At 47.7% G+C, this 15,404-nt stretch carries 8 protein-coding genes; 1 reads left to right on the top strand and 7 read right to left on the bottom strand.

The window, feature by feature from the left end; genetic code table 11:
* Positions 1–23: 23 nt before the first annotated feature.
* From LX24_RS05245 to LX24_RS05215, 7 genes are all read right to left on the bottom strand, one after another.
* On the bottom strand, positions 24–2,453 hold the full coding sequence (locus tag LX24_RS05245) for an O-antigen ligase family protein (protein ID WP_166511087.1): 2,430 nt from the start codon (positions 2,451–2,453) through the stop codon (positions 24–26).
* Between the two features lie 533 nt (positions 2,454–2,986).
* Positions 2,987–6,121 (bottom strand): efflux RND transporter permease subunit, encoded by a 3,135-nt coding sequence (locus tag LX24_RS05240; protein WP_166511086.1) that lies wholly within the window; start codon positions 6,119–6,121, stop codon positions 2,987–2,989.
* Between the two features lie 4 nt (positions 6,122–6,125).
* On the bottom strand, positions 6,126–7,337 hold the full coding sequence (locus LX24_RS05235; RefSeq protein WP_166511085.1) for an efflux RND transporter periplasmic adaptor subunit: 1,212 nt from the start codon (positions 7,335–7,337) through the stop codon (positions 6,126–6,128).
* A gap of 15 nt (positions 7,338–7,352) precedes the next feature.
* Positions 7,353–7,820 (bottom strand): MarR family winged helix-turn-helix transcriptional regulator, encoded by a 468-nt coding sequence (locus LX24_RS05230; RefSeq protein WP_166511084.1) that lies wholly within the window; start codon positions 7,818–7,820, stop codon positions 7,353–7,355.
* A gap of 313 nt (positions 7,821–8,133) precedes the next feature.
* The gene (locus tag LX24_RS05225) at positions 8,134–10,560 is read right to left on the bottom strand and encodes an S-layer homology domain-containing protein (RefSeq protein ID WP_166511083.1); all 2,427 of its coding nucleotides are present in this window, start codon (positions 10,558–10,560) and stop codon (positions 8,134–8,136) included.
* A gap of 156 nt (positions 10,561–10,716) precedes the next feature.
* A complete protein-coding gene (locus LX24_RS05220) occupies positions 10,717–11,841 on the bottom strand; it encodes a TolC family protein (RefSeq protein WP_166511082.1) in 1,125 nt (374 codons plus the stop codon).
* A gap of 151 nt (positions 11,842–11,992) precedes the next feature.
* On the bottom strand, positions 11,993–14,224 hold the full coding sequence (locus tag LX24_RS05215; protein ID WP_166511081.1) for a copper amine oxidase N-terminal domain-containing protein: 2,232 nt from the start codon (positions 14,222–14,224) through the stop codon (positions 11,993–11,995).
* Between the two features lie 567 nt (positions 14,225–14,791).
* Here LX24_RS05215 and LX24_RS05210 point away from each other — a divergent pair.
* The gene (locus LX24_RS05210) at positions 14,792–15,394 is read left to right on the top strand and encodes a sigma-70 family RNA polymerase sigma factor (protein ID WP_166511080.1); all 603 of its coding nucleotides are present in this window, start codon (positions 14,792–14,794) and stop codon (positions 15,392–15,394) included.
* Positions 15,395–15,404 lie beyond the last annotated feature (10 nt).

Genomic DNA, 15,404 nt, shown 5'->3' with positions numbered 1-15,404 from the left:
ACCGGCGCTTTTGGGGCCGGTTTCTATAAAACGGGAAGACTCTTTAACGCTGCATAGTTTTGCATTAGTTGAGGGTTTAACTGGTTAATTTGGTCGATTAGCTTGTTAGCTTCCTCCTGGTTGCCTTTTCTTTCTTCAATTAATGCCAGCCAAAGCAAAGATCGGCCTTTTAAATCAGGGTCCTGGGACTGGGCAACCTGCTGTAAATAACCGAGGGACTCGGTAAACATGCCCAGGCAATAGGCAGCCTGCCCCTTTACAAGGTAAATCGCTTCAGTGTCCTCCAGCAGCGGACCCTCCCATAAACTTTTATCAATCTCAGTTAATGTTTCCCCTTGCCGGTTTAATAGATCACTTACACCTAACACCTTATTTAAATAAACCCTAGCATCCGTCTTGTTTCCCGATTGCAACTCTTGAGCCCCCAGGTTCAAGTAATGTTGGGCATACACTTCATAAGTTTCTATATTATTAGGCGCAAGCTCATATAATAGTTCATTTTCCTTTGCAGCCAGTTTATTTTCACCTGCGGCTATAGCAACTTGGATATAATTATTTCTGGTGTTAAAGGAATACTTGCTTTGCTGCACAGCCGTTTTTGCCTCTTCCACGGCTTTTTTGGAATTGCCCTGGTTAACATAGGCACGGGATAAAAGCATGCGATATTCAGGGTTCAAGGGGTTGCACGATGACGCCTTTTCAAGGTGATCAATTCCTGCAACCAGATTATTTGAATTAAGATACTTGTACCCTTTGCCGGCAAAGCTGTTGGCCTGAACAAGAACACCGGCCATCGAGAAAATAATTAGCGCTGCCGTGGTAACGGTCGCCACAGACAAATATTTTGAAGTTTGGCGCGCTGATTGTGGCCCTGGTTTGCCGGGAGCGGCACCCGGAGCGGCCATAGCGGAGGTCATACCAAATACTGACCATAGAACTATAGTTATTGCCGATAGCGAAAGATCAAAATCTATTGCAGCATGACCGCTGATCATTAAGAATATAGCAAAGAACAGCCATAATATTTGCCTGCGAAATATATTGTTTATGTTTTCCATAAAAAGCCTGTATGCTTGTACGATGAAGGAAATCCAAATGCCTAAAACAACTGCTAAACCAACAATACCTGTCTCCACGCCAGTCTGGAAATAGTAACTGTGCGCCTGACGGGTGGTGTAGCGAAAATTCAAAAAGGATTCGTAAGCTTCTTGCCAACCGCCACCGCCCCATCCCAGAACGGGTCGCTCCTTAATCATGTCCGTAGCGCTTTCCATATAATAAACTCGATGGTAGGCCGTCCAGAGATATTCAAAACTGGATATTTTATCAACAACCCCAGGTTTGCCGGAAATCCATATTACCCCGGCCACCAGTACCACCGCCACTAGTGAAGCAAAGGCTACCATGTATTTTTTACTGTTATCTATCCATTTGTTTTCCACAAAATTATGTATCAAGCTTAGCAACATTTGCCCGGCGATTGCAAGAAGAATTCCACCGGCAATCCAAAGCCAGCCCTGGCCGTAATTTTCGGTCTGAACTAAACTAATGAACTTACCACTAATAATATATGCTGCAGCGCCCAATCCCCCGGTCATAAGCAGTGCATACAGGCGTTTTTTACTTCCTACGCCCAGTAAGTATATAGCAAACACCAGTGCGAAGACCAGCAGTCCTCCCCTGGACTTGGAAGCAAACAACACCAACAGAAGCAAGAAGTTGCCGCAAGCATAAAAATACTCCACCAACCTGGTTAACACGCGCTGGGTTAGATATCTTCGTAGCCCTGAGTCGGCCAATGTCCCGTCAACCACAGTATGCAGTTGTTTACTGAAAGACTGATACCACAGGTATATGCCGACAAAGAAAACTGCTCCTAGGTATGTTGCCAATGCATTATGGTATTGAAAAGTTGATGATATGATACCTCCAGCATGGGGGGTAACATTATATCCATCTTTAATAAATACAATCCCCGTGGCCGTAGCCAGCCCGGCCAAAGCCACGCCAATAGCGCTAATATAAATAACGTGCAGCAGTTTATGTATATCTTCCTGGTTGCGGATAAGCCGCGAAGCTGACCAGTAGGTAAGGAAGTATAATATATTTTTAACCACTTCATCTATAGCTAAACCTTTATTAACCGCAGTAAAGCTTGATATTATGTAAACTAACGGCAGGGCCAGAGCAAAGTAATCCAGCGGCCCGCGCAGGAATTTATGATCATTTTGCAGCCAGCGCCAAAGGAATGTGAGCCAGAACACCAAAGTGGCCAGCATGAGCGCCTTTTCCTGCTCCGGGGCAAAGAAAAGTCCCCGGAAGTAGGGCGGAAAGAAGAGCAGCAGGGCCAGACCCCAGAATGCTATCTGGTGTAGCCAGTCGGTCTCTTGGTTATTTTTTATAACAGTTTGATTAACTGTTTCTTTTCTTATTCTTCTCTTTTTGGCAGTCATTGTATTGTTCTCCAACACGTTCTATTATATTAAATTGCCCCGGAAACCAAATTATCCCGGCGTATATTTAGAATAAGGAGGATTATGGATCGCATACTTGATAATCTAAACAACAAAAGAATCTTTCTAGTATTTGATTAAAAATAGCTTTGGAACACCAGGTTAAACATACTAATACTTCTACAGATTGTTACACGTTCCTGCAACATTTTGGCATAAAATTGTCCCTCTTCAATATAATATTGAAAAATTAGGCAGTAATTGCCGGTGCGAACGTTGTCTCGCCAGGATAGGATTACCGCAACAAATACTGCAATGGGGACAGGCAAAATGTCTGTCCCCTTTTCCATAACTAAAAGCAAGTTGTTAACATTTTTTCGACGGAAGCCCGCAATAGGTCTTCTTTGAATTTCAACGTTGGCTTGCCCCCGGCGCTCAACTATTCCCGTGTAAGCTTCGTCGCAAGCTTCGCTCCGAAGGTTTACGTGTTATCCGGTGGCACCGGGTATTGAAAGGCTGAAAATCAAGGATTTTCAACCTTTCATGCTTATATCACCAGCCTTACTTTTTCTCCTGAATATCTTCTCGCTTACCTTTTTAGTGAAATCATCCATCAACGTATACCCCACCGGTACCAACACAAGGGTAATCAGCGTGGAGAACAGCAGTCCGCCCACCACCACCGTGGCCAGGGGAGCCTGGGTTTCTCCCCCTTCACCGAGACCCAAAGCCATGGGGAACATGGCCATGACGGTGGTCAAAGCCGTCATGAGAATGGGCCGCAGGCGCACGGGGCCGGCCTGCAGTATGGCCTCGTTCCGCTCCATACCGCGCCGCCGTAAAATATTGATGTAGTCCACCAGTACAATGGCGTTTTTCACCACAATACCCACCAGCATGATCACGCCGATAAAGGCCACCACGCTGAAGGTACGGCCGGTGATGAGTAAAGATAACACCACCCCGGTTAGGGTTATGGGCACCGAGAACATGATTACGAAGGGGTAAAGCAGGGATTCAAACTGGGCCACCATCACCAGATACACCAGAATTATGGCCAGTACCAGGGCCAATCCCAGGGAACCGAAGCTTTCCATCATCTGTTCCTGCTCGCCGCCGTAGGTGACATTGTATCCCGAGGGCATATCGATTTCCGCTATTTTTTGTTGGATATCCCGGGTCACGCTGCCCAGGTCACGGCCGGCCAGCTGGGAGTTGATGGTTACAATACGGGCCTGGTTATTCCGGTTGATGGAATTGGGGCCTTGATCCTGCTTGATTTCCGCCACCTGGTCCAGGGTTACCAGAGCACCTAAGGGGGAGGTAATGGTTAAAGCGGATAGTTGGCCCGGGGTAAACTCGCCGGGGTTACCGGACAATTGCACCCGAATATCCACTTCTTCACCGCCCACCCGGTAGGTGGTGGCCACTGTACCGTCAACCGCCGTGCGCACTGTGGAGGCCACTTCGGCCAGGCCCAGCCCGTACATGGCGGCCCGGTCCCTGTTTACCACCACATGCATTTCGGGACGTCCCTCTTCCAGGCTGCTGGTCACCTCACGGGTACCGGGCACCTGCCGCACCGCGGCGGCCACTTGGTTACCTAGTTGGGCCAGGGTGTCCAGATCATCGCCGCTGATTTGTATTTGCACCGGAGCTCCGCCATCACCCATTCCCTGTTCCATAGCGGAGACGTTAATGTCGGCGCCTGGAATCCGCTGCAGTTCGCTGCTTAGCTGCGTGGCCAGTTCATCGGAGGATATACTCCTCTGGGTCAGGGGCAGCATTTTCAACACTATTTGGGCCTGGTTGGAATCCCCGCCCCCCAGCATGGAACCGCTGCTTCCCACACTGCTGGAAATGCTTTCGATACCCGGCTTGGTTTCCAGCACACCTTCGATTTCCCTGACCAAACGGTCGGTTTCACTTAGCGAGGTTCCCTTGGGCATTTCCACGGATATCGTAACATAACCCTGGTCCGCACCGGGCATAAATTCCATCCCCAGCAGGGGTATGGCAAACAGGGTCAGCACAAATATTACCACCACCAGCAGTATGGTCAGCTTGCGTCGCCGCAGTGCTTTTTGCAGCAGCGCGCGGTAATATGTGTCTATTTTGTTAAACCAGCGCTCCGATGCATTGTATACCCGTTTCCAGCCACGTGGGTTTGGCTGGTTTGCCGCCCCGTTTTCCCCGGTTTTATATACATTCAGCCACCGGGAGGATAGCAGTGGCACCAGGGTAATGGCCACCGCCAGCGAGGCCAGAATACAGAAGCTGATGCTTAGTGCCATGGGCTTGAATAGCTGGGCGGCCAGGCCTTCCACGAAAACAATGGGCAAAAACACCGATACTACGGTCAGCGAAGCGGCAATAACAGCCGAACCCACTTCATCGGTGGCCTGCCGGGAGGCGGTCACCCGGTCCAGTCCTTGCCCGCAGTGCCGGTAAATGTTTTCCAGCACCACAATGGCGTCATCCACAATTAACCCTATACCCAGGGCCAGGCCGCCCAATGTGACCATATTGAGGGTCATGTCGTTGAAATACAGCAGCACAAAGGCGCCGATGATGGCGATGGGTATGGATGTGGAGATGATGAGGGTGCTGCGGAAATTGCGCAAAAAGATTAGGATAACCAGTATGGCCAGGATAGCACCCTCTATGGCACTCCTGACCAGGTTATTGATGGAATCCTCGATATACTCCGCCTGGTCCATAATAATATCGAATTCTACCGCAGGGACTTCCTGCTGCAGCTTCTCCAGTTCAGCCCTAACTTCCCGGGAAGTGGCCACTGTATTGGCGCCGCTTTGCTTGTTGATCATCAGGGCTATGCCGGGCTCGCCGTTGACCCGGTTGATCTGGGTCACCTTTTTCTGCCCGTCCACCACCCGGGCAACATCTTCCAGGTACACCGGGGAACCGCCGAAATTGCCCACCACTATGCGGCGCACCTGGTCAAGGTTTTTAAATTCACCGGTGACCCTTAGCAGAAAGTCATCCCGGCCCTCCCGCACGGTGCCGGCGGAAAAGTTCAAGTTTTCACTGCCTAAAGCGCCGGTGAGGGTGTTCAGGCTCAGGCCATAGCCGTTTAATTTCACGGGGTCCACCTGCACCTGAATTTCCCTTTCCCAGCCACCCACATACCAGACACTGGCCACCCCGCTCACCCGTTCCAGGCGGGGAATGATCAAATCATCCAGCACCTGCTTTAGTCCCATTGGATCTGTACTGTGGGCCGCCACCTGCAGTATGGGCATCATATTCAGGTCGGCCTTGAAAATGGTCGGGGCACCCGCCCCGTCCGGGAGAACATCCCGAATGATATCGATTTTTTCCCGGATGTCCAGGGCAGCAAAGTCCATATCTGCTCCCCAGTCCAACATCAATATCACTGTGGAGCTACCCATGCTGCTGGTTGAAGATATGGTATCCAGATTGCTTACTGAGCTTAGTACCGATTCCAGGGGTTTGGTGATTTGCTGTTCAATCTCTTCCGGGCCTACCCCGGAATAACTGGTGCTGACAATGGCCACGGGCAATTCCAGCTCTGGGAAAAGATCTATGCTCAGCCGGGTCAGGGATACCCCGCCCAGCAAAAGCACGATGATTATTATTACCGTTACCAGCATCGGCCGCTTTATAGAAATATCAGTAATTTTCATAAGCTTACTTCACCTGGCTTTTTATTTCCACTTTGGCATTGTCCTTGAGCACGTTCTGGCCGGAAACAACCACCTGCTCTCCCACCTCAAGACCTTCGAGAACCTGAATTTTTTGCCCGTCACTGGCACCAACGGTGACTTCCCGGGTGGTTACCCGGTCTCCGTTCACCAGCCAAACAACATCGGTATCACCTGACTTGACAACGGCTTCCCTGGGTACCAGCAGAGTTTCCTGCAGAGGATTATCTATTTGTACTTCAGCAAACATTCCCGGCTTTAAAACATGCTGGGCATTATCTATCTGCACCTTGATGGGGTAGGCTTTGGTGGCCGGGTCCGCCGCCAGGGCTATGTTGGTAATCACCCCGGTAAAGGGCTCAGCCGAAACCGCGCTGATGAGCACCGGTACTTCCTGACCCTGCTTGATTTTGTTGATCTGGCTTTCAGTTACGTTGGTTTTAACTTCCACTTTGGACAGGTTAACCACGGTCACCACAGGGGCCTGTGCGGCAGGGCTGGCCAGCTCACCGGGATTGACATTGACGGCAGTGACCACACCACTGATGGGTGACTTGATCAGTGAGTTGTTTTGTTGTTCCTGGTATCTTTCCCTGGCCGCAGCCACGGCCGCCTCAGCACTAGCCAGCGCTGCAGGGGCCACCTGCTCATAATTAACCTTGGCTTGTTTGTATGGTATTTCATAGACGGTTTCAAAACCCGCCTGTCCCGCCTGGGGGATTGCCCCTGCGTCATAGAGCTGCTTGCCCCGCTCATAATTGGCCGCAGCTTGCTCAAAATTGATACGGGCAATTTCCAAATTGGACTGGGCCTGGGCCACACCCTGCTCGGCCTGGTGAATCGCCGCCGCCAGCGAAGCTTCAGAGGGATTTTCCAGGGTTATCAGCGTTTGCCCTTTACTGACCTGGCTGCCTACTTCCACATTAACGGCTAAAACCTTGCCGCCCGGACCGCTGGGCACAACATTAGAAGTAGCAATGGCTTCCAATTTACCAGTGACAACAATGGTGTCATTAATGACACCCCTTTCCACCGCCGCCGTTTGAACTGGAACGACTGTTTCTTCCTGTTCGGTATTTGGTTTATCCTGGCCGCCGCAGCCGGCCAGGGAAAATGATATAACCAGCAGGCTGATTAGTAAATAAATTACTTTGCGCTTAATCCTAACTCTCCCCTCTCTACTTGTGAGTTGACTCAAAATGTATAGGTAAAATTACACCTTGCCCGGTGTTTGCTGTGCCTCCTCCTGCCTCATAAAAGCTATTATTCTTTCGTAAATTTTTATCATATGTAATAAATCTTCTTCCGTGACCAGTTCCAGGTAGCGCATAATTATCCGCCTCCGCCCTTCGTCGCATAATTGAACCACCCGCCGCCCTTCCCCGGTGATTTCCAGCCAAACCACGCGGCGGTCTTCTTCGGAACGACGGCGTTCCAACATCCCGGCTTTGCACAACCGGTCCACCATCGCGGTAACGGCGCTTAAAGAGACGCCCAGGTATTCAGCCACCTGGGATACCGTCATCTGGCCGCCGTCTTTGATCATTTTGAGCACCACAAACTGGTGACCGGTAATGCTGGGGTCCAGCATGCCCACCAACTCCTGGTGAATGCGACGGATAAAGCGCCCCTGCATCTCCTCCAGGCGATCAATATAACGCAACATGATTTCCTGATTCATTCCCATCTCCCCCCTTTTTGTTTTTGTAGATTTTTTCAACACCCGGCACCCGCGCGGGCAACGCAAAAAGCCAGCCAGCCCAGGGATCACAAGTGGATCCCGCCGGGACTTTTCGGACAGTTTTTTGCAATGTTTGTTTGTGCCGTGAATAATTTACTGGGTTAAGTATAATTTGTTATGTTAATGCTTGTCAATCGCAATTTGAATGGGAGAAAAAGGAAAAAGCCGCCCTTTGCATTAAAGGACGACCTTTTTTGAGATAGTCATATGGAAGCTGTTCGCCAAAAATTCTTCATACTATTCGAAAGGACTCTTACTCAACGACAACCTCGTAAACCATATCCCGGAATGTATATATTACAACCCTGTAGCCGCTCTTTAAATCTCCTTTACCCAAGGTTTTTCCGCTTGCGTTGTGAATATACACATCACTGTGTAAATTATATCTCTCCCAGCTGTTACCCTTTACGAGGTAAATGCTATCGGCATCCCTTTCAGCACTAAAGGCCAGTTTGCTGGATACTTCCTCCATAACCCTGAACACATAGCCACCGTCACTGTTTTCTATAACTTCCACCCGGTCACCCGTGGTCAGGGCGCTCAGGTTGGAGTATGTTCTGCCACCATCGTTCACCATACTGCGGTTTCTGAAGTCAAGGGTGGTGGTTCTGCCGTTAAAGAGCTGCAGGGTTACGGTGCTGCGGGCGGTATCGATAAATGTCACCTGACCATACAACGGTTCCAGCACTTCCACGGACTTCAAATCATCTCCACTGAAAACAGCCCTTACCAGATCGCCCTCTTTCACATCTGAAACACCGGGGTAAGTTATACCGGGGATGATTAGTTTCACACCGGACCGGATATACAACCGGTCGCTGTCGTCATCATCATCCACCACATCCAACCGGTCTACGGAGTCCCTAACCCTTTCAACCCGGTAGATTATTGTACTCTTCAGGTCTATTTCCAGCACCTTATCGCCGGACAATGTCAGGTAAGCATACTCGCCCCTTCTAATTTCATCTATATCATCACGGTTATCCTTGCTGTTTACGTCGGCGCTTTTAGCTATAAAGTAGGTTTTTCTCTCGCCGTTATCCCTTTGAAACTCCATAATCAGGCTGTCGGCATCGATGCTGGTAATTATGCCGCCCACTTTGTTGTCGGTTTCCAGGTAAATGATATCCCCATCCTTGAGCCGGAACTTAACATCCATATCCTGTTTAAGGTCACTTAACTCTGCATCATCATCGTCATCTATTATGATACGGGCATTGCTCAGTACATCGTAAACATTTATTTTGCCATTGCGGTCTTTCAAGGTAACCCGGTCATTAACAGTATCCACGGCCATGATAGTGGCATTTAAATCATTGTCCCCCCGGCGACCGGTAACAGTCAGGGAAGTTATTTCGCCGTTATTGATGGTAGCGGTAACCGTATCCCCTTCCTGCACATCGGAAATATACGCATTGGTCATACCCGAAATGTTTACCTGAACACTGGCCGGCAGGGAATAAACATGCATTCTGCCGTCAACCTCCAGGTTGACAAAATTCATGGCGGTGTTGAGCGTAATAACTTTACCGGTTACGGTGAGCCGCGAGGCAACCTCTAGAATTTCAATGCCAATGACTTCGCTGCCTTCAACAGTTACTTTAACCCGGTCGCCTGTGATGATGTCATTCAGGGAAGGGAATCTGACCCCCGGAGCCGTTACATTTACATATTTGCCTAGCCGGTATGGCTGCAAGCGATTATCATTTAATTGAAGGGTTAACAGCATATTATCCAGATCCAAGTCAAAAACAGTGCCTTCCGTACCCGGATAACCGCTACGATCTGTCACACTGATGCTGATAACGTAGCCCCGGCTGTCCAGTCCAACACTTACCTCATCACCGGGCTGCAACGCATTTAAGCCCTGACTGCTGGAGCCCACCACGGAAATAGAGGCGTTTTCCGGCAAGTATAGTGTCCTGAGATTGCCACCGGCCTCCTCCACAACAAATGCACCGATTTCCGGGTAAACCTTTACTATCAAACCTTTGACCGTCCCGGCCGCCTGCTGAACGCCGACGCTACCAGTATTGCCGGCAACACCACCCGTTCCTGGCAGTTTATCCATGGCACGGCTTAAAAAGGAAACCATTTCCGCCCGGGTAACTTCCCGGTAAGGCTTAAATGATTTGTCCGGGTAGCCCGCTATCAAATCATAATCCTGGGCCACCCGCACATAGTAAACGGCCCAATCCGGGATCTGGGACATATCGGTGAACACGGGCATTAATAGTTCTTCCTGGGCTTCGGATTCTTTGCCGATCATCCGCACCAATAACCTGGCCACCCAGGCCCTGTTGGCAGCACTGTAAGCGCTGAATTGGTCGGTGTCCTTGATCAGGCCATGCTGCAGGGCAAGTTTGACATCGTTTTCCGCATAACCGGGTACAGGAAAAGTAATCTCAGGTAATGATCCCTGAGACGCAGCCTGCAGGCCCATGCTTCTAACAGCCATACACACCGCTTCCACCTGGCTCACGGTATTGTTTGGTTTAAAGGTGCCGTCTGGATAGCCGCTTACAATTCCTTTCTCCGACATTGTTTTAATTATATTGGCCGCCCAGTGGTCGGCCTTTACGTCTGAAAAACCGGCTAGTGCCGCTCCGCTGAAAAGCATGGCCAACAGCAAGGCCAGCGAAATAACCATGCATTTCCCAAGCAGGCTTCGCTTTCCCATGATATAATTCACTCCCCTGGTATTTCTTTCACCATTGCTTTAAATTTTAACTTCGACAAACATGATGCCAAGTCCTGTCCAAGAAGGGGAAAAACTTACACAATAATAAAGCGCAGCACCCTTTTGTGACGGGACTGCGCGTAAAAATTATAATACTTAGGCCATAAATGATAACCAGGGCTTTTTAAAATTCAGCTTGCTCAATTCGTAACTTATTGTTAGGTTAAGCAAAGCATTCTCGGCCCGGGCAACAGCCATCTCGCTATTTAAAACATCATCCTTAGTTATCATACCGGCCTCATATAAAATTTGGGCGTTCTTTAAATTCAATTGGGCGGTTGACAATGCCTCTTGGGCAGAAATATAGGAAGCCTCCAGTGTCTTCAGGGTTTCGTTTAGCTCATTCATTTTGTTGCGCGTCTCCACCCGGGCTTCTTCATAAGTCAGCTTGGCTTTATCAATATCAATTTTACCGGCTTCAGCAGGCTGGGTAATAGTCCAAGTATATTTTTTCAGCTCGTGGCCTTCTTTTAAAGACCACAAATAGGGGTTTTGGTTGGGATTCATTGCCCTTGCAATTTCAGCCTCCAAGGAAGGTATCTCCAATTTTTCAAAATTTACCGGCGTTGTCAATTGAGGTCTCAACTTTTCATCTTTGCCCATCAGTTTATTCAATGAACGGTAGGCGTTTTCCAAGCCGGCCTGGGCAGCTTCCAAAGCACTCCTGGCATTTTCCAGCTCCGCATTTTTGGCCTGTACCGTTGCTTCGGTGCCCATGCCCACTTGCTTTTGCATCCTGGCTATTTTGCAACCCCGCTCAGCTATTTCCACTGCCAACTTGGCCGTTTCTATTTCATTTTGTTTTTTAATAATATCATAATAGATTTGGGTAACCTGCATCGCTAAAGCATCGCAGGTTATTTCAAAGGTTCTCTTCTGGATGTGCGCCGCGCGATCTGCACCCAGGGCCTGGAAAAGGGAGTTATCATCCATGCCGGGCAAGGTCATATAAGCCTGTTCCGTTTCCACCCATGTTCGTTGCATCATGTAACCATGCAGATCCCAGGCCTTATCCCGGACTTCATTAGCCCGGTCAACATCAAGTTCCGCCTGTTGTATACTGAAACTGTTTTTAAGCGCGTTGTTTATTGCATCTTCCAAGGAAAGCTCTTCACGTACAGGTTCCTGCAAATTCTGTTCTTCTTCAGAAGCGAATGATACCAGGGCGAAACAGAAAATCATAGCAAAAGTAGCCAAAGTAATAACTACGGCCCGCCGCATGCCACCAACCCCTTTGATTGATAAATTATTTACCTATTTAAGTATAATAGTACTTGCCTGGCTAGTCAAGCCAACGCCATCATTACAAAGGGTCCTGTAATGTAAAAACCCGGGCTATAAAAGCCCGGGTTTTCCGTTCAATTAAGTTTAATTACTTAACGAACTTGAAGGTAGCGGTCTTGGTGGCGTCATCCCAATCGAGTTCTCCACCAAAGGCCATTTGAATGCCGCGCAGGGTTGCATAGGTGAAATCATTGATGATTTTACCGCCCTGGTCAACAGCAATTTTGGTGCCATTGATGTAGATGGCGTTTTCGCCCATCGGGAAGGCAACCACTTTGCCGTTCAGTACAAAGTAAGCAGTCTTGGTGACTTCGTCCCAGCTCTTTTGCATGCCGAGCACGTCACACAGTTTGTTTACTTGTACCAGAGTACGACCGTTCACAACGGCTACGCCTTCGTCACCAACTGCGAAGGTAGCAACGATTTCATTTTCGTTAGCGACGGTTGCGTTGGCTACTCTAGCAATTACGCCGGTGTCGTCGTATCTATCAAGATTGTTAGAAACAGAGTCACTGATATAAGTATTTAATGGAAGTTCTTCTTCGTTTGCAATAACTTCTGGGTCAACAAAATAAGCCTTAAGTTCCACATCACCGTTCAGAGCTAGGCGGCCAGTGTCGTAGTTGATGTTGTAAAGCCTGATTTCACTGGCATCAGAGCTTTCTTTTTTAACTTTAATAGCAATGTACTTATCGTCAACTACACTGATGTCACCGTCAAAGTTACCCTCTACTACGTCCAGCTTGGGCTTGCCGTTCAGCTCAATGCCGGAGGGCAGTTCCAATACCAATATGCCGTCTTTTTTCAGTGCTCCGTCACCAGTTTCGGTGATTGTTATGTCGCCGGCTTGTTGGTTCAAAGCTTCAGCAAGAATCGGGGTTTTCTCAGCACTAAGTGTAATGGGAGCAGCTGCCACACCAATGGTTACTTCGCCCAGATCACCGTAGTCGCCATCGATGGTCAGGGTGATGTCGCCGGGTTCAACATCGTTAGGTAAAACAATGTTGAAATTGCTCAAAGTAAATTTTTCTTCGCCACCGTTAAATGACACGTAGAAAGATTTATTGTTATTGTAAAGATCTACATCTTGACTACTACTGCTATTGTTAAATTTAACTGTAGGAACTGCATTAAAAACAAACTCACCTACATTGAGCGTAAACTCCATCGAATCGTCTTTCTTGAATTCAGCATCGCCTTCAGCTTCAATGGTTATTTCAACGTCCAAATCGGTCACTTGGCCACTGTATGCAATGGTGTCGTTGTCTTCCAGCTTATCAACTACCGCCTTGGTGTCGCCAACGGTAGCTACAACCACAGTGGTTCTGCTAATGGTTGAGGTGCTCTTGCCAGCAGTAAGATTGCTACCACTACCATCTGCTTTCGCACTGCTTACACGGATCTCAATTTCGCCAGTCACATCAGGGTCTACGTCAAGCTTTGGTGTGAATACAATATCCCCGGGGAATATTGAAGATGTCTTTGCAGGCTGATAAACGATCTGATCCTTGTCATTGTTTGTAATATTAACTGTTCCTCGATCACCTGTTGCATCCGTAAAGCTTGCTACCTGCCAATTAACCCATTGGTTGGAGCCATTAGTAGTATTATCATTGAATTTTACACCATTGGTCATAATATCGAACACTACTACTTCATCAACTGGAAATACGCCATTTTTGGTTTCGTAAACTTTAATGTCTGCACCTGTCTTATTTTTACCTTTAGTTATACTTTTGGGGGATTTAGCTGACACCATAACTTTTTCGGAACCTGCTACCTTAGCTATGGTAAGGTCATCAGACTCGCTCCATAACACCTTGTCACCCTTAATACCCCAAACTTCAACATTAACATCTATGTTACCAGTAAAATCTGAATCAATATCAATTTTCTTCTTAGCAAAATCAAACACTACGCTTGTTGTACCATTAGCATCCCAATCAGTAATGTTTCCGCCGTAATTATTTCCGCCTCTCACAGTTATACTAGAGGAATCGGATTTAATATACGTAAAAAGTAATCCAGTAAAGCTCACGAATTGACCACTGCCAACATCGCTACTTTTTGGTTTGTCAGTAAATTCTACACCGGATGGTAATGTTAACTTAATCTGAATGTCTTCAGCATCACCATAAGCTTTGGATTTCACAGTAGCAGAGCCTGCATTAACTTCGTCCTCAGCTGTAAGGTAGTTATAGGCACTACTAAACTTTGCATAATCAGTGTCAGCAAATGCGCTCATCGGCATAATTACTGTGAACAAGAACACCAGAGCAACTGCCAATGAAATTGTTCTCTTTGTTTTGGGTTTAAACAAAACCGTTTCCCTCCTTAAAATAATTGTTTCGTCGATTTTTCAATCAACCAAATACAAAAATCTAATGTTGCACATCCCTCCCCCGATTGGTGCAATGTTTGTCCGTGCGCCGTGGCACTTAACTGCCGGGCGCTTTCCTTACCCTTTTTGTATTGTGAGAGCAGGAGTTTTGCAAACTCCTGTTCCCCCTATTTACGGGTAAGACCGACAGGAAAAGCATATTCTACATTCTCCGCCAGTTTTCCTGCCTGTTGATTAAATTTATGCAGTTGTGTATCGACAAGGTTACGCAGTTTATGTTTTACTATTTTGGCTGCCCTCTCCTTGCCATCTGATTAATTAGACACAGTGGTTTCTTAAAAAGTTCCTTGGTTCCATAATTTTTTTTGCAGCTTAAATTTTAACCATTTGAAACGATGGCTTTTTTCAAGTACTATTAAGGAAGGGTAATATCACTATAAATGACTTTCAATATTCTTTAAAAAATTTCGCTCCCATCCGGAACTTTAGGGTAAGAATAATTGTCTAAAAATTAACCGGAGCGAAGTACGGAAGGAATGTCTTTACTTGGACAACACCGTAAAGCTGCTGGTGGATAAATCAAAAAAGGGACACACCGAGGCGTTTGAGCAGTTGGTCAAAATGTACCAAAACAAAGTTTATGCCCTTTGTTATCAATTGACTAACAGCCAATCCGACGCCCAGGATCTTGCCCAGGAGGCTTTTGTCAAAGCTTACCGCTCCCTGTCCGGATTTCGGAATGAAGCGGACTTCGGTACCTGGATACACCGCATCACCGTCAACCTGTGGATAAACACCAAACGGCGCCGGAGGCCGGAGTTGTCGCTGGACGCCACCATAACTACGGATAACGGTGAAGTGTCCTTTGATGTACCCTCGGATGATGAGTCTCCCGAAGATATCATTGAACGCAAAGAGTTTAGCTCTCTGGTTCAAAGGACAATGAATGGGTTATCCGAGGAGCACAGGACCGTTTTAATTTTAAGGGAAATGCATGGCTATAATTATGATGAGATTGCCCAAATTATGAACTGTTCCCTGGGTACGGTAAAATCAAGGATTAACAGGGCGCGGCAGAATTTAAAGAAAATGATTTTAAAAGAGGCCTGGGCCAGGGATATACAATTACCCGGCAAAAAAAAGCATTGAACTGACAGGC

The sequence above is a fragment of the Desulfallas thermosapovorans DSM 6562 genome (assembly GCF_008124625.1).
Taxonomy (GTDB): domain Bacteria; phylum Bacillota; class Desulfotomaculia; order Desulfotomaculales; family Desulfallaceae; genus Sporotomaculum; species Sporotomaculum thermosapovorans.
The sequence above is the reverse complement of the archived record's forward strand: the minus strand, read 5'-3'. Positions and strand labels throughout refer to the sequence as shown.

Excerpts from the sequence above, each read along its gene's own strand:
- LX24_RS05220 (WP_166511082.1), bottom strand. The coding sequence starts at position 11,841 with ATGCGGCGGGCCGTAGTTATTACTTTGGCTACTTTTGCTATGATTTTC.
- LX24_RS05225 (WP_166511083.1), bottom strand. The coding sequence starts at position 10,560 with ATGGGAAAGCGAAGCCTGCTTGGGAAATGCATGGTTATTTCGCTGGCC.
- LX24_RS05245 (WP_166511087.1), bottom strand. The coding sequence starts at position 2,453 with ATGACTGCCAAAAAGAGAAGAATAAGAAAAGAAACAGTTAATCAAACT.
- LX24_RS05230 (WP_166511084.1), bottom strand. The coding sequence starts at position 7,820 with ATGAATCAGGAAATCATGTTGCGTTATATTGATCGCCTGGAGGAGATG.
- LX24_RS05240 (WP_166511086.1), bottom strand. The coding sequence starts at position 6,121 with ATGAAAATTACTGATATTTCTATAAAGCGGCCGATGCTGGTAACGGTA.